Raw genomic sequence first — 24,301 nt, 5'->3', positions numbered from 1 at the left:
CGGGGGATGCCTGCACCCGTGCACCTGGGTCAGGCGCCCAGCCCTTCAGATACCCGAGCCGGCGCATCCGGGCCTCCGCGCCCGCGCCGAGCTCAGCGCTCGCGCCCGAGTTCAGCGCCCGAGGAAGGCGGCGACCTCCTCGGCGCTCGGTAGATCCGCGCCCGCCCGCGAGGCGGTGATCGCCGCGCACGCGGCGGCGAAGCGGGCCGCGTCGAGGAGCGGCTCGGCATCCGCCGTCCGCCGCCGCAGCGCGGGCGCGAGGCCGCCGACGACGACCGCGAAGAGGAAGCCGGCCATGAAGGAGTCGCCGGCGCCGACCGTGTCGACGGTCGCGACCGGGAACGCCGGGAACTCGTGCACGCCGGTGTCCGTCGCGAGCAGCCCGCCGGCCGCGCCGCGGGTGATGATCGCGACGGCGCCGGTCTCCGCCGCGAGGGCAGCGGCGGACTGTTCGGCGCTGCGCCCCGGGTAGAGCCACGCGGCGTCCTCGTCGCTCATCTTCACGAGCTGCGCGACCCGGGCGAAGGCGGCGACGCGGGCGAGCGCCCCGGCGCGCGGACCGATGAGCGTGGGTCGCACGTTCGCGTCGAAGGAGACGAGCGCGGCGGATGCCGCCGCCTCGACCGCCTCGAGCACCGTCGTCGCGCCCGGTTCGAGATACGCCGCGATCGAGCCGGTGTGCACGACGTCGAAGCCGGTCACGTCCGGCCGAGCAGGTCGCCACTCGAGCGCAAACTCGTAGCTCGCCCCGCCGTCCGCGGCGAGCGTCGCTTGCGCCGTCGAGGTGCGGGCGATCGCGCCCAGCGTGCCGCGGGAGAGCGTCACCCCGGATGCCTCGGCATGCCGCCGCACCATCGCCCCGCGCTCGTCGTCGCCGAGGCAGGCCGCGAGCTCGACGTCGGCGCCGAGCCGGGCGAGGCCGACGGCGACGTTCAGCGGGCTGCCGCCCGGGTGCTCGGCGACGCCGCCCGCCCGGTCGTGCACGATGTCGACGAGCGCCTCGCCGATCGAGAGGGCGCGGGCGCCCGCCGGCCAGTTCGCTGCGATCATCTCGGCTCCCGGTGCTCGGTGCGGTGCGGTGTGGTGCTCGGGTCGTCAGGCGGAGGCGCGCCGCGTCGGGGTGCCGCGCCGGAAGCGACTGATCCACAGCCCGGGCAGGACCTCCAGGTCGCCCTCGTGCACGAAGCCCGCGGACTCGTACAGGCCGCGCGCCGGCTCGTTGCCCCGGCCGGTCGCCACCACCGCCTCGGGTGCGAGAGCGAGGGCCGCGACCACGAGCGCCCGGCCCGCACCGCGCCGGGCATGCTCCGGTGCGACGACGAGGCGGTCGAGGTCGAGCACGCCATCGTCCACGGTGAACCCGAGGGCGCCGGCAAGCTCGCCGGAGCGCTCGGCGACGAGCCAGCGCAGGCCGGCCGTGCGGAGCCCCGACTCGGTCTCGTGCAGCGGCGGGATACGGTCGTCGCCGATGAGCGCCGCCTCGATGGCGTAGGCGGCGTGCTGGATCTCGAGCAGGCGCGGGGCGAGCTCGTCGAGCTCGGCGGCGCCGAGCTCGCGGACGGCGACGGGCGCGGTCACGCCGGCCGGTTGTCGTCCTCGGCCTCGGCCGTGCCGCCCTCGGCGGCGTCGGCCCGGCTCAGGTGGTCGAGCAGCTCGTCCATGGTGGCGAACGAGCGGCTCTCGGCGCCCTCGCCGTCGCCCTCCAGCTCGTACTCGTACTCGAACTCCTCGTCGTCCTCGTCGAGCTCGACCTCGGCGACCGCCAGCTCCTCGTCGAGGGCGCAGAAGACCGTGACGCCCTGGCCGGGCGCGTCGTACATGAGCACGAGCTTCGCGTCAGGCAGCACGATGACGCCCTCGAGCGCCACCTCGACCGTCTCGCCGTCCTCGACGGCGAGCTCCTCGGCCGCGCGCGCGTCGGCGGCCAGCAGGTGGGACTCGGCGAGCGGCGCGAGGGCGCGCTCGACGAGAGTGCGCATGGCGCCGAGCTCGGCGGTGGTGCCCTCCTCCGGCTCCGAGAGCACGGCGACGACGCGGTTGCCGGGCAGGGTCGCGGTGGCGGTCAGGTCGCCGTCGTCGTCGAGGGTGACATCGGTGAGTCCGGTCATGGTGGCGCTCCTCAGCTGCGGTGGACAGCAACGATCCTCCCATCCGCCCGGCGCCTCCGCCGCATCGAGGCTGCGCGCCGAGGCATCCGCTCGGGTTGTTTTGATTCATTCAAAACAACTTGCTAGGGTCGGAGCATGGAGACGCACGGGGCCCCGATGGACAGCGCGGAGCGACTGCGCGCCGCCGGGCTCAAGGTCACCGCGCCCCGGCGAGCGGTGCTCGCCGCCCTCACCGGCCACGGGCACCTCGACGCCGACACCGTCTTCGAGCGCGTGCGCGGCGAACTGCCGACGACCTCGCTGCAGGCCGTGTACGGCGTGCTCGCCGCGCTGACCGGCGCCGGCCTCCTGCGCCGCATCGAGCCCGCCGGCTCGCCCGCCCTCTACGAGAGCCGCACCGGCGACAACCACCACCACCTCGTCTGCACGAAGTGCCACACCGTCGCCGACGTCGACTGCGTCGTCGGCGAACCGCCCTGCCTCGAACCGTCCGACGCCGGCGGCTTCGCCATCCACACCGCCGAGGTCACCTTCTGGGGCCTCTGCGAATCCTGCAGATCGGAGCCCGCGGCCTAGCCGCCTCCGCCCCTCCGCCCCCGCCGGCCCTGCCCGGCGGTGTTCGGCGCGCCCTGCCGCGCCCGCCGCGCCCTGCCGCGGCTCGTCACCCATCCGCCCACGAACCGAAGGACGAACGCATGACGAACCCCACCACCACCCAGACCGGCACGCCCGTCGCGAGCGACGCGCACTCGCTCACCGCGGGGCCCGACGGCGCGACCGCGCTGCACGACCGCTACCTCGTCGAGAAGCTCGCCCAGTTCAACCGCGAGCGCATCCCGGAGCGCATCGTGCACGCGAAGGGCGGCGGCGCCTTCGGCCGCTTCGAGGTGACCCACGACGTCTCGGCCTACACTCGGGCGGCGCTCTTCCAGCCCGGCGCCGAGACCGAGACGCTGCTGCGCTTCTCCTCGGTCGCCGGCGAACAGGGCTCGCCCGACACCTGGCGCGACGTGCGCGGCTTCTCGCTGAAGTTCTACACGACGGAGGGCAACTACGACCTCGTCGGCAACAACACCCCCGTGTTCTTCATCCGCGACGGCATCAAGTTCCCCGACTTCATCCACTCGCAGAAGCGGCTCCCCGGCTCCGGCCTCCGCGACGCGGACATGCAGTGGGACTTCTGGACGCTCTCGCCCGAGTCGGCCCACCAGGTCACCTACCTCATGGGCGACCGCGGCCTGCCGAAGTCGTGGCGCGAGATGCCCGGCTTCGGCTCGCACACCTACCAGTGGATCAACGCCGCGGGCGAGCGCTTCTGGGTGAAGTACCACTTCGCGAGCCGGCAGGGCGACCTGCACCTCGGTGCCGCCGAGGCCGAGGCCATCGCGGGCGCCGACGCGGACTTCTACCGCCGCGACCTGCACGACGCCATCGAGCGCGGCGACTTCCCGAAGTGGGACCTCTCGGTGCAGGTCATGCCCTACGAGGAGGCGAAGACCTACCGCTTCAACCCCTTCGACCTGACGAAGGTGTGGCCGCACGCCGACTACCCGCTCATCCCCGTCGGCACGCTCACGCTCGACCGCAACCCGCAGAACTTCTTCGCGGAGATCGAGCAGGCCGCGTTCTCGCCCGCGAACACCGTGCCGGGCATCGCGATCAGCCCCGACAAGATGCTGATGGCCCGCGTGTTCAGCTACCCCGACGCGCAGCGCTACCGCGTCGGCACGAACTACGCGCAGCTGCCGGTGAACGCGCCGCACGCCGCGCCCGTGCACAACTACTCGCAGGACGGCGCGCAGCGGCACCGCTTCAACGCGCCGACGACGCCGGTGTACGCGCCGAACTCCTTCGGCGGCCCGGTCGCCGACGCGCAGCTCGCGGGCGAGGGCTCGTGGGAGTCGGACGGCGAGCTCGTGCGCGCCGCGGCGACGCTGCACACCGAGGACGACGACTTCGGCCAGGCCGGCACGCTCTACCGCGAGGTGTACTCGGCCGACGCGAAGGCGCGCTTCCAGGAGACGCTGCTCGGCCAGGCCCGGGCGATCACGGTCGACGAGATCCGCGAGCGCTTCTTCCAGTACTGGACGAACGTCGACGCCGGGCTCGGCGCCGCGCTCCGCGCCGCCTACGCCGGCTGATCCCGGCTCACCCCGCCCGGGGTTTGCCGACGGCCGTGGACGTCGGGCAACCCTGGATCATCGGGTGTGCGGGCGGGCGGACGGGCGGATGCCTCACCAGCCGGTCGTGAGCACCCGGTCGACGGCGGCGACGAACGCGTCGACGCCCTCGCGGCCGAGGCACATCGGCGGCTTGATCTTCAGCACGTTCTGGTGGTCGCCGGTCGGCTGCACGATCACGCCCAGCCCGAGCAGCCGCTCGCAGATCGCCGCGGTCTCCTCGGTCGCCGGCTCGAGGGTCTCCCGGTCGCGGACGAACTCGAGCCCGAGGTAGAAGCCCGAGCCGTGCACGGCGCCGACGAGCGGGTGCCGCTCGCCGAGCTCGGCGAGGCGCTCGCGGAAGTAGCCGCCGGTGTCGCGGGCGTTCTCCTGCAGCCCCTCCTCGCGGATGACGTCGAGCACGGTCGAGCCGACGACGCTCGACACCGGGCTCCCGCCCGCCGAGGAGAAGAAGTAGCCCTGGCTGCGGTACGCCGCCGCGATCTCCTTCGTCGTGATGACGGCGCCGAGCGGATGCCCGTTGCCGATCGCCTTCGCGACCGCGACCACGTCGGGCACGACGCCCTGCTGCTCGAAGCCCCAGAACCACTCGCCGAGCCGCCCGTAGCCGACCTGCACCTCGTCGGCGACGGCGACGCCGCCGTGCCGGCGCACCGCGTCGTACATCGCGGCGAGGTAGCCGTCGGGCAGGGCGATGCCGCCCGCGTTGCCGTAGTACGTCTCGGCGATGAACGCGCCGACCGGGGTGCCCGCGGCGGCGAGGCGCTCGACCTCGGCGACGGCCTCGCCCGCGTACCGCGACGCCTCGGCACCGCGGTACGGGCCGCGGAATGGGTTCGGCGCGTCGACCGTGTGCACCCACTCGGGGCGGCTCGCGAGCGCGCCGGGGTTGTCGGCGACGGAGGTGGAGACGGCATCGGAGAGGTCGGTCCAGCCGTGGTACGCCTCGCGCACGGCGAGGATGTCGCGCCGGCCGGTCGCCGCCCGCGCGAGGCGGAGCGCGAGGTCGACCGCCTCGGAGCCGCTGTTCACGAGGAAGACGGTGTCGAGCGGCTCGGGCACGAGCGAGGCGAGCCGTTCGGCGTACTCGACCACGGCGGGGTAGTTGAACCGCGAGTTCGTGTTCAGGAGCTGCCACTGCTCGGTCACGGCCTCGACGAGCCGCGGGTGGGCGTGCCCGATCGAGGTGACGTTGTTCAGCGCGTCGAGGTAGACGCGCCCGTCGGCGTCGACCAGGAGCTCCCGCCAGCCGCGGACGATCGCGGGCGGCTCTTCGAAGTAGTACTCCTGCACCTCGGCGAAGACGGCCTCGCGGCGGGCGATGAGCTCGCGCGCGGACTCGCTCCCGGCAGCGCCCCGCTCGGTCGCCGCGGCGCCGGTGAGGAGCGGCGTGGGGTCGGCGACGAGGGCGAGCCAGCCCGCCGCATCGGCGACGGGTGCGAACCAGGGGGCGCCGGGCCCGCCGTCGCGGTGCACGCGGACGGCGAGCTGGGTCGCGGCGCGGCCGATCACGGCCCCGCGGGCGACGTGCCCGGCCGCGGGTGCCCCGGTCGCCGCATCGGATGCCTCGGCGGTCGTGGCCGCCTCGGCGCCGTCGAGGCGCAGGACGAGGCCGTCGCCGCGGAGCTCGAGCCCGTCGTCGCCGGCGGTCACGACGCCCGGCCAGGGCGCGAGCAGCTCGACGGGGCGGGCGAGGGCGAGCTCGACGCCGAGGGCGACGTTCGCCGGGGCCTCCTGGGCGAACGGCGCCGAGCGGGTGAGCCGGGCCTCGCCGAATCGGGTCAGGGCGGCGGATGCCCCGGCGGCGAGCGCCGCGCGGGCGGCGGCGGACTCGGCATCCGGCTCCAGCCAGCGGCCGCCGTGCAGCGCGCTGCTGGTCGTGCCGAGCTCGATGCCGGCGATCTCCTCGGGGCGGATCCCCGCGAGGAGCGCGACGTGGGCGGGCAGGCCGAGGGTGTCGGGCTCGTGGCCGGTCGCCGCGAGCACGAGCGCGGTCTGCACCGCGAGCGGGACGGCGGTCGCGGCGTCGAGGATCGCGAGCTCGTGCCCGAGGTTCTCCGCGGCGTAGGCGTTGCCCGGGTCGGTCGCGACCACGTGGTGCCCGCTCGCGACGAGCACGGCGGCGCGGAGCACGACGAGCGCCCAGAGCGCCTCCGCCTCCGCGCGGGAGAGCGGCCGCAGCGCGTGGTAGGCCGTGGCCGCGCGGAGCGCCGCCCGGCGGTCGACGCCGTCGTGGTGCAGCAGGGAGGAGAGGGTGATCGCGAGCTCGCCGACGGTCCAGCCGCGGTTCAGGTCGCCGAGGTCGATGATGCCGTCGGGGAGCCGGGTGCGCGGGTCGCTCCAGACGACGTTGTCGTCGGTGAGGTCGCCGTGCACGGCCTGCACCGGCAGCTCGGGGGCGAGTCGCTCGACGACGGCCCAGGCCTCGCGGGCGGCGCCGGCGAGGCGCTCGCGCAGCTCCGCGTCGCCGATGTAGGGCAGCAGCGCGTCGAGCACGGCCGGTGCGCGGCGCAGGTCCCACTGGTGCGGTCGCTCGACGCCGGGCGCGTCGAAGTCGGCGAGGGCGAGGTCGACGCGGGCGGCGAGCTCGCCGATGCCGCGGACGACCGCGGGGGAGAGATGGCCGCCGCCCGAGAGCGTGCCGCCGTCGAGGAATTCGAGCACCCGGGCGCCGAGCCGCTGGCCGTCCTCCTCGATCTCACGGACCGTCGCAGCATCCGCATCGCCCGCGGCATCCGCGGCATCCGCCCCGCCCGCGGCGACGGGCAGGCTGCGCGGGGTGCGCAGCCCGGGCGCGCGCTCGGCGATCCTGGCGGCGGCGGCCGACTGCGCCTCGAGCTCGGCGCTCGTGGTGCCGGGGTTCGCGATCTTCAGCAGCAGGGGCGCCCCGTCGCCGCGATCGAGGAGGAAGTTGCGGTCCTGGTGGCTGCCGAGCGCGCGGGCGGCGGCGGTCAGCCCGAAGGCGTCGCGGGCGATGCGCTCGGCGTCGGCGGGGCCGAGCTCGGGCGGGGTCGGCTGCACGAGCTCGAGCTCGGAGGGCAGGGAGAGGCTGGGCATGAGCGGTCCTTCAGGGTGAGGGGAAGCGGATGAGTCGGTGCGGGGCCGGCGGCGGGCGGCTAGTCCCCGGGGTCGAACACGACGTCGCTCGTGGGCGCCGAGCAGCAGACGAGCACGCTGCCGGCGGGCGGCGGGGCGAGCGGCTCGCTCAGGTACTCCACCGTGCCGCTCCTGAGCTTCCGGACGCAGGTGCCGCAGACGCCGACGCGGCAGCCGCTCGTCCAGTCGATGCCGACGCCCTCGACGGCGTCGAGCACCGAGCCCGACTCGGGGCGCCACTCGATCTCGTCCTCGCCGACGGTGATGCGGTGCGGGCCGCTCGTCGACGGCGGTCGCGGCTCGACGAGCTCCGCGGCGGAGGGCGAGAAGAAGACCTCGGCGTGCACCCGCTCGGGGTCCACGCCGAGCTCGGCGAGCCGGGCGCGCACGTCGGCGGTGAAGGTGCCCGGGCCGCAGGCGTAGACGTCGAAGCGGTCGAGGTCGAGCTCGGCGAGGATCGCCCCGAACGTCTCGGTGCCAGGCCGCCCGCTCGCGGCGCCGAGGCGGGCGGCGCCCTCCGGGTCCCGGGTGAGGTGCAGCGACGCCTCTGCGTCGGGCAGCGCCGCGACGGCGCGCTCCACCTCGTCCCAGAGCGCGACGGATGCCGCGTCCCGCTCGCTGTGGACGACACGGACTCGGCCGGTGCCGGGGGCGGCCAGCCGGGCGCGGAGCATCGCCGCCGTCGGCGTGACGCCGGCGCCGGCGCTCACGAGGAGGAGGTCGCGGGAGGCGTCCTCGTTCAGCACGACGTCGCCGAAGGGGCCGGTGACGACGAGCTCGCCGCCCGTCTCGAGCGCCTCGTGCAGCTCGGTGGAGATGCGGCCGTCGCGCTTCACGCTGATGCGGAAGCGCCCGGGGGCGGCCGCGCCGTCGCGCTCGGTCGCGGAGATCGTGTAGCTGCGCCAGTTCGGTGCCGCGGCGCCCGCCGCGTGGATGCGGACGTGCTGGCCGGGCAGGGCGCGCGGCAGGAGGTCGAGCGGATCCTCGAACCAGAAGCTCGTCATCGCGTCGGACTCCCGCCGGCGCTCGACGACCCGGCCGGCGCGGGGCCAGCCGTGCTCGCCCTCCGGCAGCGGCGCCCGCTCGTCGAACGGCTCGAGCACGTCGCCCGGCGCGATGCGGCCGGGCACGACGACGCGGGCGTAGACGCCGCAGAACATGTGACCGAAGCGGCTCGCGAGGAGGGCGGGGACGTTCAGGTCGGAGACCGCGTCGAGCGGGTTGATGGTCGTGGCGCGGCAGCGGTCGGTGGGCTGGAAGACCTCGAGCACGGCCTCGCCGATCCGGACGCGGCGGCCGAGGAGGGCGAGCTCGCCCCACGCGGGCAGTCCGCCGAGATACAGGTTGCCGCGGAAGCGGCGGGCGTCGACGGCTTCGTCCGCGGCCTCGGCGAGCGCCTCGAGCGTCGCGAGGTTGATGATCGAGAGGTGGGCGGCCGGCCAGTCCCAGAGGCCGGCCGCCGTCGTGCGCACGAGGGTCGGCGGGCCGAGCGGGCCGGCCGGCAGCGTCTCGCGCAGCAGGGCGTTCGCGGCGTCCGCGTCGAGCTCGGCGCCCGCGAGCCGCACCTCGGCGGTGCCGGACGCGGCGGTGAGGGTGAGCACGGGGTCGTCGCCGTCCGCACCGGCGAGCGCGGTGCCGAGGCGGGCGATCGTCTCGTACTTCGCGAGGTGGAAGTACGTCTCCCGGGGCTGCCAGGCCGTGCGGTCCGCGGGCACGGTCGTGCCGTTCTCGATCGCGTGGCCGCGGTCCCAGCGCAGGCCCCGCCCGGGTGCGAGCCGCACCGGCCCGGTCTCGGGCACGCCGGGCAGCCCCTTCACGGGGTAGCGCACGATGCGCTCCAGATGAGCGGGTGCCATGGCGCCTCCTTCAGCGCGATCGCATCGTCGGGGGCGATCGATGCCGGATCGATCCGGCATTCGCAGTGAGACTAGCGGGAGCAGCGGGCGTCGTCAACGCTGCCGGAACGATCCGACGGCCGAGATCACGGGGATGTCTCGATTCCGGAAGTTCTTCGCCCGAGGTCTTGACGGGGCTCTCGATCGCGGCTAGCTTTCCAACACGCCGGAACGATCCGGCATCCCGATCGCCACACCAGGAACCCCTTGCTCCACCCCTCCGATCACGGGCCCCCGCCCACGAACCCAAGGGAGTCGACAACGATGCGACACGCGTTCCCCCTCATCGGCGGCCTCGCCGCCGCCACCCTCCTCCTCACCGGCTGCACCGGTGAGCCCGCCGCCGGCGGCGACGACGGCGCCGCCGAGGTCGCCCCCGGCTTCCTCGCGGTCGCCGACGAGTCGATCGCCTCGAGCGGCACCTTCCGCGCCTACCTCGACTACGACACCGTCGAGCCGAACGGCCTCGACCCGCGCACGGCCGACACCGCCCGCTCGTGGACGATCATGGGCCTCAGCTACGAGACGCTCGTGAACATCGACGAGAACTTCGAGTTCACCCCCGGCCTCGCGGAGTCCTGGGACGAGGTCAGCCCCACCGAGTACGTCTTCCACCTCCGCGACGACGCGGTCTTCTCGAACGGCCGCCCGATGACCGCCGAGGACGTGAAGGGCAGCATCGAGCTCCTCCTCGAGACCGGCTCCGCCTGGTCGCTGCAGCTCGGTCCGATCGAGTCCGTCGAGGTCACCGGCGACCTCGAGGTGACGATCACCCTCTCCGCGCCCTACACGGCGCTGCTCGGGGCGCTCGCGAACACGCCCGCGGGCATCATCCCCGTGCAGGAGGTGCGCGACGGCACCGTCGACCTCAAGACCGAGATGGTCGGCACCGGCCCCTTCGTGCCCACCGCGCACGTGCAGGACGAGTCCTGGACCTTCGAGCAGAACCCGCACTACCACGGCCTCGACTCGCTCGGCATCGACGCCGTCGAGCTCGAGATCGTGCCCGACGAGGCCAACCGCCTCGCCGCCATCCGCGACGGCAGCGCCCAGTACGTGTTCTTCAACAACGCCGACGCCCTCGACCTCCTCGCCGGGACCCCCGAGGCCAAGGTCGTGAACCAGCAGAACACCGACTTCTACTACGTCATCCTGAACTCGACGAACCCCGACTCGCCGCTCGCCGACGAGCGCGTGCGCTTCGCCGTGAACGCCGCGATCGACCGCGCGCAGCTCTCCGACCTCACCCTCGCCGGCCACGGCCTCGCGACCGGCGTCTCGCCGGTCTCGCTGCCGGGCGCCTGCGACCCCGACGGCCTGCCGAGCCAGCAGCTGAGCGACGAGGAGATCACGAAGCTCCTCGCCGACGCCGGTGCCGAGAACATCACCCTCTCGCTCCAGACCTGGAACTCCGAGAGCGCGCCGGGCAAGATCGCCCAGGTGATCCAGCAGCAGCTCGAGCCCTTCGGCGTGACCGTCGACATCGAGATCGTCGACGACGCCACCTACGGGGCGACGTTCTACGGCTCCGACGAGACCGCGGGCGCCGACATCGGCGTCAGCTGGTACGCCGGCTACGGCGACGCCGCCATGGTCTCGCGCTGGTGGAACACCGACCAGGCCGGCTTCACCGCCCGCTTCATGCAGGGCACGCCCGAGCTGAACCAGCTCGTCGTCGACGCGAGCGAGGAGCCCGCCGGCGACTCGCGCGACGAGACGATCACGAAGCTCTGCGCCGCGGTCGACGAGAGCGCCGAGCAGGTGCCGCTGATGACCCGCCCCGGCGTCATCGCCTACCGCGACGACCTGATCAGCCCCACGATCAACTCGAACGAGGGCTACGGCGACATCTTCCGCTACGTCACGGACTTCCGTCTGAAGAGCGAGGGCTAGCAGCACGATGCGCCTGCTCCACTGGCTCCCGGGGAGGCTCCTCAGCGCGCTCGTCGTGCTGCTCGGGGCATCCATCCTGATCTTCGCCGCGGTCAGGAGCCTCCCCGGCGACTTCGCCCAGATCGTGCTCGGCCCGCTCTCCAACGAGGAGCAGCGCGAGCAGCTGCGGCAGAGCTTCGGCTTCGACCGCTCGCTGCCCGAGCAGTACCTGCTCTGGCTCGGCAACGCGGCCCGCGGCGACTTCGGGCTCTCGCTCGCGAGCCAGCAGCCGGTGCTCGACGAGCTCGCCTCCCGGCTGCCGGTCACGGCACTGCTGGCCGGGATGGCGATGCTCGTCACCATCGCGATCGGCATCCCGCTCGGGGTGTACGCCGGCACGCACGCCTCGACCGGCCGCGGCAGCGTCGCGGCGCGGATCGTCTCGACGATCGGCATCAGCTTCCCCGAGTTCGTGCTCGGCTGCCTCGTCGTGTTCCTCTTCTCCCGCTTCGACCTCGGACTCTCGGTCGGCGCGTTCACCTCGCCGACGACGGACTTCGGCCGCGGGGTCGTGTCGCTCCTGCTGCCCGCGCTCGTGCTGTCGGTGTTCTGCGTGGCGGCGACGGCGCGCACCACCCGCGACGCGGTGATCGGGGTGCTCGTGGAGCCGCACATCGCCGCCTCGGTGGCCCGCGGCGAGCCGAAGGGCTTCATCATCCGCCACCACGTGCTGCGGAACGCCCTCATCCCGGTGCTCACCCTCACGGCGACCATCACGGCCTACCTCCTCGGCGGCGCCGTGATCGTCGAGCGGGTGTTCAACGTGCCGGGCATCGGCTCCTACCTGGTGCTCGCGCTCGACCGGCGCGACTACACCGTGATCCAGGCGGGCGTGCTCCTCGCGACCGCCGTGTTCGTGATCGCGAGCCTCCTGATCGACGTGCTCACCGGGCTCGTCGACCCGCGGGTGAGCGTCACGCAGAAGGGACGACGCGCATGACCGCCGTCATCCGGGTCGAGGGCCGGCCGCGCAACGTCGTCCGCCGCGCCTGGGACTACCTCGCGTCGTTCGACGGGCTCGCGAAGACCGCCATGTGGACGCTCGCGGTGCTCTTCACCGCGGCGCTCCTCGGCCGGCTCTTCGGGCTCGGCGGCAGCCCGACCGCGATCGTCGGGCCCAGGCTCTCGCCGCCCTCGCTGGCCTACCCGGCGGGCACCGACAGCCTCGGCCGCTCCCTGCTGCCGCGGCTCCTCGAAGGCGTCATGACGACGCTGCTGCTCTCCGCGGTCGCGGTGCTCCTCACCGCCGTGATCGCGACCCTCTGCGGCATCATCGCGGGCTACCGCGGCGGCCGCACCGGCGGGCTCATCATGCGGATCGGCGACATCCTCTACGCGTTCCCGGCGATCGTCCTCGCGATCCTCGTCGCCGCGGTCGTCGGGCCCGGCTACGTCGCCGCGCTCTGCAGCATCGTGCTCGTCACCGTGCCGCTCATGACCCGGATGGTCGGGCAGGCGACGAGGCTCGTGGCGCAGCGCGACTTCATCACCTCCGCCGTGATCAGCGGGGTGTCGACGCCCGTGATCATGACGCGGCACGTGCTGCGGAACATCTCCGGCACGATCGCCGTGCAGGGCACCTACGCGCTGTCCGTCGCGATCCTCGTCGAGGGCGGGCTGAGCTTCCTCGGCTACGGCGTGCAGCTGCCGGGCTCGAGCCTCGGCCTGCTCGTGCAGGAGGGCACCCTCTACATGGTGAAGGCGCCGTGGCTCATCCTCTTGCCGGGCCTCATCCTCGTGCTCGCCATCCTCGCCATCAACCTCATCGGCGACAGCCTGCGCGACCGATTCGAACCGAGAGAGGCGAGGTCCCTCGAATGAGCGCCATCCTCGACATCCAGGACGTCACCGTCGAGTACTCGACGGGCGGCACCATCGTGCGCGCCCTCGACGGGGCGAGCCTCGCCGTGCAGGCGGGGGAGACCGTGGGCCTCGTCGGCGAGTCCGGCTCGGGCAAGTCGACCCTGGGCTCGCTCATCGGCCGGCTGCTGCCGGGCAACGCCCGCTACCCGGAGGGCCGCGTGCTCGTCGACGGGCGCGACGTGCTCACCCTCGGCGTGAAGGAGCTGCGGGCGCTCCGCCGCGAGCAGCTCGGCTTCATCCCGCAGGACCCGATCTCCGCCCTCGACCCGACGATGCGCATCGGCCGGCAGCTCGAGCTCGCCCTGCAGGGGCTGCCGAACGACCGCGCCGCGCTCGTCGGCCACCTCGAGCGGGTGCGGATGCGGGAGCCCGAGCGGGTGCTCCGACTCTTCCCGCACGAGATCTCGGGCGGGATGGCCCAGCGCGTCGTCATCGCGATGACGATGGCGCGCTCGCCGCGGATCCTCGTCGCCGACGAGCCGACCGCCGCCCTCGACTCGAACGTGCGCAGCGAGGTGACGAAGCTCGTCTTCGGCCTCGCCCGCGAGGCCGGGGCGACGGTGCTGTGGCTGAGCCACGACCTGCGCAGCGTCGGCCGCTGGTGCGAGCGCGTCGCCGTGATGTACGCGGGCCGCGTCGTCGAGGACGGGCCCGCGGAGCAGGTGCTCGGCTCGCCGACGCACCCCTACACCCGGGCGCTCGCCGCGGCCGACCCGGCCGGGGTGCAGCCGGGCGAGCGGATCGAGACGAGCTCCGTCGACGTCGCCTCGCTCGCCGAGGCCTTCCGCGACGAGGAGCGCGCCGCGAAACGGCGTGCGAAGGGCCGGAAGGCGGATGCCGGCACCGCCGACGACGACGCCGACGATCCCGCCGAGCCGGCGCCCGAGGAGGAGGTGATGGCCCGATGAGCGAGACGATCCTCGAGCTCGACCGCGTCACGACGGTGTTCCGCACCGGCTGGGGCCGCGGCCGCACCGAGCTCGTCGCCATGCGCGAGGTGACCCTCGACGTGCGGGCCGGGGAGACGCTCGGCCTCGTCGGCGAGTCCGGCTCCGGCAAGAGCACGACGGCGAGCGTCGCGCTCGGGCTCCGCGAGCCGACGAGCGGCACCGTGCGCTTCCTCGGCGAGCCGATCGGCGGGCCGAAGCAGCGCCGCGCCCGGCGCGGACTCATCCAGACGGTGCCGCAGAACCCCTCCTGGTCGCTCGACCCGCGGATCCCCGTCGGCCTCTCGGTCGCCGAACCGCTCGCCGCCCTCGACGGCTCCCGCCCCGCGGCGCACGCCGAGCGGGTGAGCGAGTTGTTCCGCCAGGTGCGGCTCGACCCGGCCCTCGCCGGGCGGTTCCCGCACGAGCTCTCCGGCGGGCAGCGGCAGCGCATCGCGATCGCCCGCGCCCTCGTCACGAACCCCCGCTTCATCGTCTTCGACGAGGCGGTGAGCGCGCTCGACGTCTCGGTGCAGGCGCAGATCCTGAACCTCATCATCGACCTGCAGGCCGAGCACGGCTTCGGCGCGCTCTTCATCTCGCACGACCTCGCGGCCGTGCGCTACCTCGCCCACCGGATCGCCGTGATGCGGCTCGGCGAGATCGTGGAACTGGCCGACACCGCCCGCTTCTACGAGACCCCAGAACACGAATACTCCCGCCAACTCCTGGAGGCACTGTGACCGTCGACACCCCAGCCACCGCGATCCCGCCGAGGCTCGCCGGCCTCCCCAGCTGGGGTCCGAGGCCGACGAACCGCGACGTCGAGCTCGTGCCGAGCACGGAGTGGTCGGGCGACGTCGTCACGTACGACTTCCCCGGCGTCGAGGTCGGCGTCGCCACCTACGAGAACGGCCCCACCGGCTGCACCGTGCTGCACGTGCCCGGCGGCGCCCGGCTCGCGATCGACGCCCGCGGCGGCGCGATCGGCATGAGCAACGGCTTCGAGTACTTCGCGCACGCGATCTGCCTCACCGGCGGCTCGGTGTACGGCCTCTCCGCCGGCTCCGGCGTCGCCGACGAGCTCCGCGCCCGCGGCGGCAACCGCGGCGGCGTCGACGACCTGCAGCTCGTCTCCACCGCGGTGATCTACGACTACTCGGCCCGGGAGACCGCGATCCACCCGGATGCCGCGCTCGGCCGCGCCGCGATCCGCGCCGCCGCGCACGGGCGGATCCCCGTCGGCCGGGTCGGTGCGGGCGCCACCGCCTCCGCCGGCAAGATCGACTACGCCCGCACCGAGCTCACCGGCCAGGGCGCCGCCTTCGGACGTGCCGGCGACGTCCGGGTGCTCGTCGTGACCGTGCCGAACCCGGTCGGCGTCATCGTCGACCGCGACGGCGAGGTCGTGCGCGGCAACTACGACGCCGAGCGCGGCGAGCGCCGCCGGCTCGAGGGCGACTACATCGCCGCCATCGAGCGCGCGCAGCAGCCCCGCGCTGAGCGCGGCAACACGACGATCACCGCGGTGATCACGAACGTGCGGCTGAGCGACCGGGAGCTCATCCACTTCGGCCGGCAGGTGCACTCCTCGATGAACCGGGCCATCCAGCCCTTCCACACCGCGCTCGACGGCGACACCCTGTTCGCGCTCACGACCGACGAGATCGACCTCAACCCCGCCATCCCGGCCGAGGACGACGACGCGCCCGTGAACTCCATCGCGATCGGCGCGCTCGCCTCCGAGCTCGCCTGGGACGCCGTGCTCGAGGCGGCGCGATGACCGCCGCAGATCCCGTGCCCACCGCCCAGCCCACCGCATCCGCCACGGAAGGAACCGCCGTGCCCTTCATCGACCCCGCCGCGAGCGACGCCGGCCGCGCAGCCCCCCACCGGCTCACCCCGCCGCCGTACTGGGGCGACCGCGTCGGCAACGACGACGTCGAGCTCGTGCCGAGCCACGGCGTCGGCCGCGGACTCGTGCCCTTCGACTTCCCCGGCGTCGCCGTCGGCACGGCCGAGTACGCGAACGGGCCGACCGGCGCCACGGTCATCACGATCGTCGACGGCGCCCGCACCGCCGTCGACGCGCGCGGCGGCGCGATCGGCATCATCGGCCGCTACGAGGAGTTCAACCACGCCATCTGCTTCGCGGGCGGCTCGTCCTACGGGCTCGCGGCGGCGACCGGCGTCGACGAGGAGCTGCTCGTGCGCGAGCAGGGCCGCGTCGGCTGGCAGGACCTCCGCTCCGCCTCGGGCGCGGTCATCTACGACCTCGGCGCGCGGGACACGGGCATCGTCCCCGATGCGGCGCTCGGCCGCGCCGCGCTCGAGGCCGCGCGCACCGACGCCATCCCGGTCGGCCGCGTGGGCGCCGGCATCACCGCCTCGGCGGGGAAGATCGACCTCTCCCGCTGCGAGTTCACCGGGCAGGGCGCCGCGTTCCGCCGGATCGGCGACATCCGCATCCTCGTCGTCACGATCGTGAACCCGGTCGGCGTCGTCGTCGACCGCGACGGCCGGATCGTCCGCGGCAACTACGACCCCGCGACGGGGGAGCGCCGCCTCCCCGTCGTCGACTACGAGGCCGCGCTCCTCGCCGGCGAGCAGCCCGTCACCGCGGCCGGCAACACCACCATCACCGCGGTCGTCACGAACGTGAAGCTCGACGACAAGGAGCTGCGGCTCTTCGGCCGCCAGGTGCACAGCTCCATGCACCGGGCCATCCAGCCGTTCCACACGAACCACGACGGCGACACGCTGTTCGCGCTGACCACCGACGAGATCGCCCTGCCGCCCGCCGGCAGCACGCGCCTCGGCGAGCAGGCGGTGAACTCCATCGCGCTCGCCGCGGTGGCCTCCGAGCTCGCCTGGGACGCCGTGCTCGAGGCGGCCAGATGAGCGGATCGCCCGCTGCGCTCCGCCCCACCCGCCCCACCCCGTTCGCGGCCCGCCGCGAGGAAGGACCCGCCAGATGACCGTCCGCCGCTTCGAGACCGATGAGCTCGACCCCTACCAGCGCGGGCTCGCCCTCGGCCGCTTCGGCGCCGAGGAGATCGCGTGGAACGCCCGCGGCTACGCCGAGCTGTTCGACGTCGTCGGCGTCGACCCCGCCGCGCTGCCCGGCATCGGCCGGGATGCGATCGCCCGCACCGAGGAGTGGGCGCCGGAGCTCGCCGCGGAGCTCCGCGGCCTCGCCGACGGCGCGGGCCTCGAGCACTGGCAGCTCGGCGTGCTGAACGCGCGCACCGAGATCCTCGCGACGGTCGGCGCGATCGGCGAGGGCGAGTGCTCGACGGTGGTCACCCTGCCGGCGGATGCCGCGCCCCGCACCGTGCAGACCTGGGACTGGCACGACGTCTCGAACGACCACACGCTCGTCGTGCGGGCGCGGATCCGCCCGGACCACGAGGTGCGCTACTTCACCGAGTTCGGCATCCTCGGCAAGATCGGCCTGAACAGCGCCGGCATCGGCGTGCACTTCAACATCCTGAACCACGCGGGCGACGGCGACGGGATCGGGGTGCCGGTGCACGTCGTGGCCCGCGCCGTGCTCGACCGGGCGCGCACGCTCGAGGAGGCGGTCGCGATCGCGTCCTCCGCGGCGGTCAGCGCGTCGACGGTGCTCACGGTCGTCGCCTACACCGACGGCGTCGCCGACGCGGTCTGCGTCGAGCTGAGCTCGGGCGGCACGGCCGTCGTGCGGCCGAGCGAGGACGGGCTGCTCGTGCACACGAACCACTTCCTCGACGGCGCGCTGTCGGGCGGCGAGCTCTCCCCGGCGACGGCGAGCAGCTACCCCCGCCTCGAGCAGCTGCTCGCGAGGCAGGAGGTGTTCCGTTCCGAGGACCCGGTCGAGCGCGCCATCGGGATGCTCGTGCACGACGCCGACGGCGCCCCCGTCTGCTGCCACCCCGACCCGGAGCTCGCGTTCGAGCACCGCTGGCAGACCCTCCTCACGATCGCGCTCGATCTCGAGGCGGGGCGGCTGCAGTTCCACGAGGGCGGCCCGTGCCGGGTCGAGCGCGCGAGCTGGCAGGTGTTCTGAGCGGGGAGGGTCTGGCACAATGGCGGGGACTCGGGGAGGCTACGTGACACCGGCGACGATCGTGGACGTGGCGCGGGCCGCGGGGGTGTCGAAGACGACCGCGTCCGACGCGCTGCGCGGGCACGGCCGCGTCTCGGACGCCACCCGCGAGGCGGTGCTTGCCGCGGCAGCCGAGCTCGGTTACGCGATCAACCGCTCGGCGCGCTCGCTCCGCACCGCCACGACCGGCGCGATCGGGCTGTACATCCCGCAGGTCGTCTTCCGCAGCGAGCACTACCTCTCCTTCGTCTACGGCGTCGTCGACGTCGCGGCGGGCTTCGACTACGACGTGACCGTCATCGTCTCCGGCGAGGAGGCGCGGCCGAACTACGCCCCGCACGTCGACGGGCTCGTCATGATCGACCCGGCGGAGGGCGACGCGATGGTCGAGCGGCTGCTCGCGAGCGGGCTGCCGGTCGTCTCCTCGGAGCGCTTCCCGAGCGGGCAGCAGCCCACCGGGGTGGTGTGGTCCGATCACGGCGGCTACACCCGGGTGCTCCTCGACCACCTCGCCGCGCGCGGGGCCCGGCGGCCGGCGCTCCTCGCCTCGGCGACGGTGTCCGACTGGTCGATCGGCATCCAGGAGTCCTACCTCGCCTGGTGCAGGGACCACGGCGTCGATCCCGCGGTCGCGGTCGCCACCTTCGGCACGGATGCCTCGCAGGCGCAGGCCGAGGCGGCCGCGCTGTTGGAGCGCGAGCCCGACGTCGACGCGCTCATCGGTGCGAGCGACGGCTTCGCCGCGGCCGTCGCCCCCGTCGTCACCGCCGCGGGCCGGGTGATCGGCGAAGACCTCCTGCTCGCCTCCTGCGTCGACAACAGCGCGCTGCGCGCCATGCACCCCTCCGTCACCGCGATCGACACGAAGGGCGGCGAGGCGGGCGCGGAGTGCGCGCGGCTGCTGTTCCGCCTGATGAGCGGCGAGACCGAGCGCGGCGCCTCGATCGAGCTGCCCCTCGAACTGCACGTGCGCGAGTCCACCCAGGGACGGGCGCAGGGCTGAGCCGGCCGCCGGGGCACGCTAGCGTGGCCTGGATGGCACGGACACGCGGGGGGAACGGACGGGGCCGCGCGCGCCGTCATCATGAGGCGCTGCCGACCCGACGGCTGGTCGCCGCGGACACGGCGAAGGCCGTCGCGCTGGCGGTGCTCCTCGGCTGCGCCGTCGCCCTGATGCTCGACTGCGCCGCGATGCTCGTCGCGCTCGCCGCGGTGCCGGAGCCCGCTCTGGGCTCGACGGAGCGCCTCGGCCGCGGGATCGTCGCCGCCTCGGCCGGGGGGATCGTGCTCGTCGGGCTGCTCCTCGGCGTGCTCGCGACCGCCGCGCGCTTCGCCCTCGGGGCGTTCTACGCCGGGCTGCCGGCGAAGACCGCCGAGCTGCGGGACACCGTGCTCGTGCGCGGGCAGCTCTCGCGCACGCCCTCCACGCCGGCGATCGTGAGCCTCATCGGGCTCGGCTCGCTCGCGCTCCTCGCCGTCATCCCGTGCCTCGTGCTCGCCGCCGAGTACGGCGGCCGGCTCGACGACGAGCTCAGCCGGGCCCAGTTCTGGCCGTGGGCCGTCGCTTCGGGCGCGCTGCTCGCGGCGGTGCTCGCCTGCGCGGCGGGAGTCTGGCTGCTCGTCCTCCGCGACCGCCGCTGGTGGCAGCGTCTCGGTTCCCAGCTGCCGACGGGCGTCGTCGGCGACCGCGGCCCCGCCACCCGCATCACGACGCGGGCGATGCGGCGGGCCGAGCGGCGCGGCTGGGGCGCGCTCGACCGGGTCGCGCAGGCCGGGCGGATCGCGGTCGCGATCGGCGCCGGCGTCGTCTTCCTCGGCGTGTATCTCCGTCAGCCCGGGCTCTACGCCGATCCCGTCGCCTACGCCCCCGAGGTCGAGCGGGTCATCGACGCCGGCACCGTCGTCGGCGCGGTCGTGCTCGCGCTCGGCATCCTGGTGCTCGCCGTCACCGGGGTGCTCGCGTTCCGCCGCACCGCGGCCGCGCTCCGGCGCGCGGGGGCCGGCGACTGGCCCGCGCCTGGGGACGCCGCGCTGCTGCGCTCGGCGACGACGTCGCTCGTCGGCGCCGCGACGACGCTCCTCATCTGGTGGACGGTCTGCGGCGTCGCCGCCGCGGGCTGGTGGTTCGCCGCGCTCGTCGAGACGCCGGCCGACGGCTCCGCCGCCGCGCTCGAGCCGCCGTCGTTCGGCGAGGCCGCCCCGTTCCTCGCGGGGTGGCTCGCCGTGGGGATCCTGCTCGTCGCCGCCCGCGCGGTGCTCGAGGCGCGCGGCCCGGCGCTGCGCAACCGCTTCGGCTACGAGCCGCCGAGCGAGCCGGACGACCGGGAGTACCCCGACCTTCCGCTGTTCGGCCAGTGAGTCTCGTGCTCGTCCGCCCGGAGTCCCGCCCGTACCTGTCCGCCCGGCTCGCGACGGGGGACTGACGGCGAGGGCGCGCCTCACGTATCGTGAGCCCCGACGGGATCCGGACGGTCGACGGGACCCGCGGATCAGGAGGGCGACGATGAGCACGGCACCCGCGATGTCACCGTCCGATCGGCCGGTCGCCGAGGTCCTCGACCGGGCGAGCGGCCCCCGCCGCGACGAGGTCGACGTGCTGCTGCGCCTGCACGCCGAGGTCAGCGGCGAATCGCCCGTGGTGTGGGCGGACCGCATCGTCGGCTTCGGCGAATACGAGTACCGCTACGACAGCGGCCGGAGCGGGCGCTCGCCGGAGCTGGCGTTCGCGCCCGGGCCGACGAAGCACACGATCTACCTCGCGAACGACTTCGCCGAGCGCTGGCCGGAACTGCTCGACCGGCTCGGGCCGCACCGTTCGAGCAAGGTCTGCCTGTACCTCACCCGGCTGACGAACGTCGACCTCGGTGTCCTGCGGGAGCTGCTGGAGCGCTCGCTCGCCGAGACCCGCGCCGCGTAGCGTGGGGGCATGACCTCCACAGCCGTTCCGTCCCCGGCCGAGCTCCTCGGCCTCGCCCGCGACATCGCGGTCCGCGCCGGCGAGCACGCCCTCGCCGCCCGGCGCGAGGGGGTGAGCGTCGCCGCGACGAAGTCCACGCCCCTCGACATCGTCACCGCCGTCGACCGCGACACCGAGGCGCTCATCCGGGCGCTCATCGCCGAGGCGCGACCGGACGACGGCGTCTTCGGCGAGGAGGACGCCGCGCGCATCGGCGCGAGCGGCCTCGAGTGGATCGTCGACCCCATCGACGGCACCGTGAACTTCCTCTACGGCATCCCGCACTGGTCGATCAGCGTCGCGGTCGTGACGGGCGGCGCCGATCCGGCCGCGTGGACCCCGCTCGCGGGCGTCGTCGTGAACCCCGTCTCCGGCGAGCTCTTCGAAGCGAGCGCGGGCGGCGGCGCCCGGCTCGCGGGCGCGGAGCTGCGGGTGAACGATCCGGTGCCGCTCTCGCGGGCGCTCATCGGCACCGGCTTCGGCTACTCGGCGGAGGCGCGGCGGGCGCAGGGCGCCGTCGTCGCCGAGCTGCTCCCCGGCATCCGCGACGTCCGCCGTCTCGGCTCGGCCGCGCTCGACCTCTGCGCGCTCGCGGCCGGGCGCATCGACGGCTTCTACGAGACGGGCCTGAACCCCTGGGACCACGCCGCCGGCGCACTCGTCGCCCGTGAGGCCGGTGCGCTCGTCACGGGCCCGCACGGGGGCCCGGAGTCGAGCGAGCTGCTCGTCGCCGCCGGCCCGGCGCTCGCCCCGGAGCTGCGGGCGGCGCTGACGGCGGCCGGACTGGCCGCCTGAGCGTGCCGGCCGGCGGGTCGGTGGATGCGTCCCCGACCCGTGCCGGATCAGCCGTGCTGCGTGGTTCCCGGGGCGCGCTGCTCGCGCTGCGCCCGCTCTTCCCGGAGCTGCTCGCGCACGCGGACCACCCCGCCGATCGCGGTGATGAGGAAGAAGAGCCCGGAGATCGCGGCGATCACCGTGAACTGCACCGCCTCGCCGAGCTCGCGCGGCGGCGGGCCGCCGTCGGCCCAGGCCGACACCGCGGCGACGGTGAAGACCGTCGCGAGGGCGCCGAGCGGAACGAGGGTCACGACCATCCAGACGATCCGTCGCCCGGCGGTGCGGGGCGCCGTTCGGTTCCCCGCGTGGAAGAGCGCTCCGGACATGCTCCCGAGCCTAGGCGTTCTCCTTCCGCGCCGCGCGTCCGCGAGCGGGCCGGCGCGGGTCGGATGGCCGCCGGCGCGACACGGCGCGTCGCCCGGAACGGAGCGGATGCCGCAGGTCGATGCCGCCCGGCGGGTGGCGCGATCGGCGTGCCCGGGGTAGCCTTTACCAATCTGTTATCCGAGCACCGCTCGGGATGACGGCCCCTACGTCCGCCCCCAACGCCGAAAGCCCCTACGTGCTCGAGTCCCCCCTCGTGCCCGACGGTTCAACGCCAGGCACTCAGACCCCGCTGCGGTCTGAACGACCCCTGACCCGTCGAGAGCTTCGCGAACGGGAGCGCGCCGCCGAGCTGGCGGCGGCCCCTGCGGCCGCACCGGCACCGGTCGTTCCGGCAGCCGCTGCCGAGCCGATGCCGGCTGCCGCACCGGCGCCCGCCGCACCGGCGCCCGCCGCACCGGTCGCCGCGGTCGAGGAGCCGAGCGGACTCGAGCTGTTCGACGCCATCATCTCGGGCGAGCCCGTGCCCGCCGAGGCTGTGGCCGCCGCCGCCGAGGCCGCGCCGCCCCAGGTCGAGGAGCACCCCGCCGCTCGCATCGCCGAGCCGCTCCCGGCCCCGGCGGAGCCCGAGCTCGCCGCCACCGTGCCCGCCATCCCGGTACCGAGCCCCGAGGCCGCGCTCAGCCGGCGCGCCCTCCGCGAGCCCGCGCCGCAGAATCGCTCGCACCGGCTCGCGAAGACCGCAGCCCCCGAGGCGCCCCGGGCCGAGCAGCCGTCCCGCTCCGCCAACGCCGCGTTCGCCGGCACCGCTCCGGCGCGCTCGCGCCGCGGCGCGGCCAAGCTCACGAGCCTCGTCGCGATGGGCTTCGCGGCCATGCTCGCGGTCGCCACCTCGGTGCCGTCGCTCTCGCTGCTCAGCTCCGACGACGTGCAGGCGATGGCGCTCACCGGCACCGACTCGGGCCGCGAGGCGGGCCAGACGCTCGACACGAGCGGCGACGCGATCGCCGCGACCCCGGAGCTCGGGCTCGAGTCGTACAAGTCGCAGTCGATCGCCGAATACGCTGCGGCCGCCGGCATCCGCCCGGAGGCGACGTTCACGAACAACCCGAACGGCACGATCCAGTGGCCCTTCGCCGTCGGCGTGCACATCGGTGACCGCTTCGGCTACCGCGACTGCGCGGGCTGCTCGAGCGACCACCACGGGCAGGACTTCAACCCGGGCCTCGGCGCCGACATCCAGGCGATCGCCGACGGCGTCGTGTCGCAGTCGACCGACGAGGGCGGATCGCTCGGCACGGTCATCATGATCGATCACGTCATCGACGGCCAGACCGTCACGAGCGTCTACGCGCACATGATCGAGGGATCGCGCACCGTCGAGATCGGCGACACCGTGCGGGTCGGTCAGATCATCGGCGAGACCGGCAACACCGGCATGTCGACCGGGCCCCACCTGCACTTCGAGATCCGCATCGGCGGCATCAACGGCACCTGGGTCGACCCGCTCGAGTGGCTGTACGCCAACACCAACTAGCCGGCACCGGCTGCTGAGGCGGCACCGGCCGCTGAGGCGGCACCGGCCGACGTCGGCTCAGCGGGCGAGCCAGACGGTGGTGTCTGCGGGGAGGATGCCGCGGGCCATGTCTCCCGAGGCGAGCAGGGGCTGCGCGGCCGCGGGGGCGGTGTGCTCGTCGGGGAGGACCTCGTCGAGCGCGACGGTGGTGTCGCCGGTGTTCGCGACGACGAGGAGCGGCCCGTTCGTGAAGGCGACGACGTCGGGGGCGCCGGGGGTTTCGACCCATTCGAGGGTGCCGTTCGCGAGGGTGTGCTCGCGGCGCAGGCGGAGGGCGGCGCGGTACATCGAGAGGGTGGATCCGGGTACGTCGTGTTGGCGGTCGCGGGCGTACTCGGCCCACTCGGCGGGTTGGGGGAGCCAGGAGGCATCCGTCGGTCCGAATCCGTAGGACGGCGAGCCGGCCTCCCAGGGGATGGGGACGCGGCATCCGTCGCGGCCGTAGCGTTCGCCGTTCGTGCGGAACCAGGTCGGGTCCTGCCGGGCGTCGTCGGGGAGGTCGATGGCTTCGGGCAGGCCGA

Annotated in this window: 21 protein-coding genes and 1 pseudogene; 15 read left to right on the top strand and 7 right to left on the bottom strand. The window is 74.4% G+C overall.

Translation table 11 applies throughout. The features are described from left to right. Positions 1 to 111 precede the first annotated feature (111 nt). From ROT00_RS16425 to ROT00_RS16415, 3 genes are read right to left on the bottom strand one after another with little or no spacing between them, the layout of a single operon-like run. Positions 112 to 1,050 carry a PfkB family carbohydrate kinase gene (locus ROT00_RS16425; RefSeq protein WP_404776113.1) on the bottom strand — a complete coding sequence of 313 codons (939 nt, stop codon included), beginning with the start codon at positions 1,048 to 1,050 and terminating at the stop codon, positions 112 to 114. Positions 1,051 to 1,095: 45 nt separating this feature from the next. Beyond that, complete coding sequence (locus ROT00_RS16420; protein WP_404776112.1) at positions 1,096 to 1,578, bottom strand: GNAT family N-acetyltransferase; 483 nt, start codon at positions 1,576 to 1,578, stop codon at positions 1,096 to 1,098. Next, on the bottom strand, positions 1,575 to 2,108 hold the full coding sequence (locus tag ROT00_RS16415; protein ID WP_404776111.1) for a hypothetical protein: 534 nt from the start codon (positions 2,106 to 2,108) through the stop codon (positions 1,575 to 1,577). The genes ROT00_RS16420 and ROT00_RS16415 overlap by 4 nt, the downstream gene beginning before the upstream one ends. 135 nt (positions 2,109 to 2,243) lie before the next feature. Here ROT00_RS16415 and ROT00_RS16410 point away from each other — a divergent pair, with 135 nt between their 5' ends. Further along, positions 2,244 to 2,684, top strand: a complete 441-nt coding sequence (locus ROT00_RS16410; protein WP_404776110.1) for a Fur family transcriptional regulator — start codon at positions 2,244 to 2,246, stop codon at positions 2,682 to 2,684. Positions 2,685 to 2,803: 119 nt separating this feature from the next. Further along, complete coding sequence (locus ROT00_RS16405; RefSeq protein ID WP_404776109.1) at positions 2,804 to 4,249, top strand: catalase; 1,446 nt, start codon at positions 2,804 to 2,806, stop codon at positions 4,247 to 4,249. 93 nt (positions 4,250 to 4,342) lie between these two features. On the opposite strand, the gene ROT00_RS16400 is transcribed toward ROT00_RS16405, so the two are convergent. Both ROT00_RS16400 and ROT00_RS16395 read right to left on the bottom strand, forming a co-directional pair. Further along, positions 4,343 to 7,345: an aminotransferase gene (locus tag ROT00_RS16400; protein WP_404776108.1), complete on the bottom strand. Its 3,003-nt coding sequence runs from the start codon at positions 7,343 to 7,345 to the stop codon at positions 4,343 to 4,345. A 59-nt stretch (positions 7,346 to 7,404) separates the two neighbouring features. Continuing rightward, positions 7,405 to 9,240 (bottom strand): MOSC domain-containing protein, encoded by a 1,836-nt coding sequence (locus ROT00_RS16395; RefSeq protein ID WP_404776107.1) that lies wholly within the window; start codon positions 9,238 to 9,240, stop codon positions 7,405 to 7,407. Positions 9,241 to 9,543: 303 nt separating this feature from the next. Here ROT00_RS16395 and ROT00_RS16390 point away from each other — a divergent pair, with 303 nt between their 5' ends. The 12 genes from ROT00_RS16390 (at position 9,544) to ROT00_RS16335 (ending at position 21,838) form a co-directional block, all read left to right on the top strand. After that, a complete protein-coding gene (locus tag ROT00_RS16390; RefSeq protein ID WP_404776106.1) occupies positions 9,544 to 11,172 on the top strand; it encodes an ABC transporter substrate-binding protein in 1,629 nt (542 codons plus the stop codon). Between the two features lie 7 nt (positions 11,173 to 11,179). Then, positions 11,180 to 12,151 carry an ABC transporter permease gene (locus ROT00_RS16385; RefSeq protein WP_404776105.1) on the top strand — a complete coding sequence of 324 codons (972 nt, stop codon included), beginning with the start codon at positions 11,180 to 11,182 and terminating at the stop codon, positions 12,149 to 12,151. Further along, complete coding sequence (locus ROT00_RS16380) at positions 12,148 to 13,032, top strand: ABC transporter permease (protein WP_404776104.1); 885 nt, start codon at positions 12,148 to 12,150, stop codon at positions 13,030 to 13,032. The genes ROT00_RS16385 and ROT00_RS16380 overlap by 4 nt, the downstream gene beginning before the upstream one ends. Further along, on the top strand, positions 13,029 to 13,982 hold the full coding sequence (locus tag ROT00_RS16375; RefSeq protein ID WP_404776103.1) for an ABC transporter ATP-binding protein: 954 nt from the start codon (positions 13,029 to 13,031) through the stop codon (positions 13,980 to 13,982). The genes ROT00_RS16380 and ROT00_RS16375 overlap by 4 nt, the downstream gene beginning before the upstream one ends. Then, the gene (locus tag ROT00_RS16370; RefSeq protein WP_404776102.1) at positions 13,979 to 14,743 is read left to right on the top strand and encodes an ATP-binding cassette domain-containing protein; all 765 of its coding nucleotides are present in this window, start codon (positions 13,979 to 13,981) and stop codon (positions 14,741 to 14,743) included. The genes ROT00_RS16375 and ROT00_RS16370 overlap by 4 nt, the downstream gene beginning before the upstream one ends. Beyond that, entirely contained in the window at positions 14,740 to 15,783 is a 1,044-nt protein-coding gene (locus tag ROT00_RS16365; RefSeq protein WP_404776101.1) for a P1 family peptidase, read from the top strand. The genes ROT00_RS16370 and ROT00_RS16365 overlap by 4 nt, the downstream gene beginning before the upstream one ends. After that, entirely contained in the window at positions 15,780 to 16,901 is a 1,122-nt protein-coding gene (locus tag ROT00_RS16360; protein WP_404776100.1) for a P1 family peptidase, read from the top strand. Before ROT00_RS16365 ends, ROT00_RS16360 begins: the two co-directional genes overlap by 4 nt. Before the next feature lie 73 nt (positions 16,902 to 16,974). Further along, positions 16,975 to 18,048: a C45 family autoproteolytic acyltransferase/hydrolase gene (locus tag ROT00_RS16355; RefSeq protein ID WP_404776099.1), complete on the top strand. Its 1,074-nt coding sequence runs from the start codon at positions 16,975 to 16,977 to the stop codon at positions 18,046 to 18,048. Positions 18,049 to 18,091: 43 nt separating this feature from the next. After that, positions 18,092 to 19,090 (top strand): LacI family DNA-binding transcriptional regulator, encoded by a 999-nt coding sequence (locus ROT00_RS16350; protein WP_404776098.1) that lies wholly within the window; start codon positions 18,092 to 18,094, stop codon positions 19,088 to 19,090. A 32-nt stretch (positions 19,091 to 19,122) separates the two neighbouring features. After that, positions 19,123 to 20,445 (top strand): hypothetical protein, encoded by a 1,323-nt coding sequence (locus tag ROT00_RS16345; protein ID WP_404776097.1) that lies wholly within the window; start codon positions 19,123 to 19,125, stop codon positions 20,443 to 20,445. 145 nt (positions 20,446 to 20,590) lie between these two features. Continuing rightward, entirely contained in the window at positions 20,591 to 21,004 is a 414-nt protein-coding gene (locus ROT00_RS16340; RefSeq protein ID WP_404776096.1) for a DUF1801 domain-containing protein, read from the top strand. 9 nt (positions 21,005 to 21,013) lie between these two features. Then, positions 21,014 to 21,838: an inositol monophosphatase family protein gene (locus ROT00_RS16335; protein WP_404776095.1), complete on the top strand. Its 825-nt coding sequence runs from the start codon at positions 21,014 to 21,016 to the stop codon at positions 21,836 to 21,838. A gap of 47 nt (positions 21,839 to 21,885) precedes the next feature. On the opposite strand, the gene ROT00_RS16330 is transcribed toward ROT00_RS16335, so the two are convergent. Next, positions 21,886 to 22,206: a hypothetical protein gene (locus ROT00_RS16330; protein ID WP_404776094.1), complete on the bottom strand. Its 321-nt coding sequence runs from the start codon at positions 22,204 to 22,206 to the stop codon at positions 21,886 to 21,888. A gap of 410 nt (positions 22,207 to 22,616) precedes the next feature. Between ROT00_RS16330 and ROT00_RS16325 the strand changes: the two genes are divergently transcribed. Further along, a complete protein-coding gene (locus ROT00_RS16325; RefSeq protein WP_404776093.1) occupies positions 22,617 to 23,741 on the top strand; it encodes a M23 family metallopeptidase in 1,125 nt (374 codons plus the stop codon). A 57-nt stretch (positions 23,742 to 23,798) separates the two neighbouring features. Here the strand turns inward: ROT00_RS16325 and ROT00_RS16320 are convergent. Then, a pseudogene (locus ROT00_RS16320) lies at positions 23,799 to 24,301 on the bottom strand (DUF3459 domain-containing protein); the annotation flags it as partial.

The sequence above is a fragment of the Agromyces mediolanus genome, assembly GCF_044917495.1.
Taxonomy (GTDB): Bacteria; Actinomycetota; Actinomycetes; order Actinomycetales; family Microbacteriaceae; genus Agromyces; species Agromyces mediolanus_B.
This window is presented reverse-complemented; position numbering and strand designations above follow the sequence as displayed.

Excerpts from the sequence above, each read along its gene's own strand:
- ROT00_RS16425 (WP_404776113.1), bottom strand. The coding sequence starts at position 1,050 with ATGATCGCAGCGAACTGGCCGGCGGGCGCCCGCGCCCTCTCGATCGGC.
- ROT00_RS16415 (WP_404776111.1), bottom strand. The coding sequence starts at position 2,108 with ATGACCGGACTCACCGATGTCACCCTCGACGACGACGGCGACCTGACC.
- ROT00_RS16410 (WP_404776110.1), top strand. The coding sequence starts at position 2,244 with ATGGAGACGCACGGGGCCCCGATGGACAGCGCGGAGCGACTGCGCGCC.
- ROT00_RS16405 (WP_404776109.1), top strand. The coding sequence starts at position 2,804 with ATGACGAACCCCACCACCACCCAGACCGGCACGCCCGTCGCGAGCGAC.
- ROT00_RS16400 (WP_404776108.1), bottom strand. The coding sequence starts at position 7,345 with ATGCCCAGCCTCTCCCTGCCCTCCGAGCTCGAGCTCGTGCAGCCGACC.
- ROT00_RS16395 (WP_404776107.1), bottom strand. The coding sequence starts at position 9,240 with ATGGCACCCGCTCATCTGGAGCGCATCGTGCGCTACCCCGTGAAGGGG.
- ROT00_RS16390 (WP_404776106.1), top strand. The coding sequence starts at position 9,544 with ATGCGACACGCGTTCCCCCTCATCGGCGGCCTCGCCGCCGCCACCCTC.
- ROT00_RS16385 (WP_404776105.1), top strand. The coding sequence starts at position 11,180 with ATGCGCCTGCTCCACTGGCTCCCGGGGAGGCTCCTCAGCGCGCTCGTC.
- ROT00_RS16380 (WP_404776104.1), top strand. The coding sequence starts at position 12,148 with ATGACCGCCGTCATCCGGGTCGAGGGCCGGCCGCGCAACGTCGTCCGC.
- ROT00_RS16375 (WP_404776103.1), top strand. The coding sequence starts at position 13,029 with ATGAGCGCCATCCTCGACATCCAGGACGTCACCGTCGAGTACTCGACG.
- ROT00_RS16370 (WP_404776102.1), top strand. The coding sequence starts at position 13,979 with ATGAGCGAGACGATCCTCGAGCTCGACCGCGTCACGACGGTGTTCCGC.
- ROT00_RS16360 (WP_404776100.1), top strand. The coding sequence starts at position 15,780 with ATGACCGCCGCAGATCCCGTGCCCACCGCCCAGCCCACCGCATCCGCC.
- ROT00_RS16355 (WP_404776099.1), top strand. The coding sequence starts at position 16,975 with ATGACCGTCCGCCGCTTCGAGACCGATGAGCTCGACCCCTACCAGCGC.
- ROT00_RS16345 (WP_404776097.1), top strand. The coding sequence starts at position 19,123 with ATGGCACGGACACGCGGGGGGAACGGACGGGGCCGCGCGCGCCGTCAT.
- ROT00_RS16340 (WP_404776096.1), top strand. The coding sequence starts at position 20,591 with ATGAGCACGGCACCCGCGATGTCACCGTCCGATCGGCCGGTCGCCGAG.
- ROT00_RS16335 (WP_404776095.1), top strand. The coding sequence starts at position 21,014 with ATGACCTCCACAGCCGTTCCGTCCCCGGCCGAGCTCCTCGGCCTCGCC.
- ROT00_RS16330 (WP_404776094.1), bottom strand. The coding sequence starts at position 22,206 with ATGTCCGGAGCGCTCTTCCACGCGGGGAACCGAACGGCGCCCCGCACC.
- ROT00_RS16325 (WP_404776093.1), top strand. The coding sequence starts at position 22,617 with ATGCCGGCTGCCGCACCGGCGCCCGCCGCACCGGCGCCCGCCGCACCG.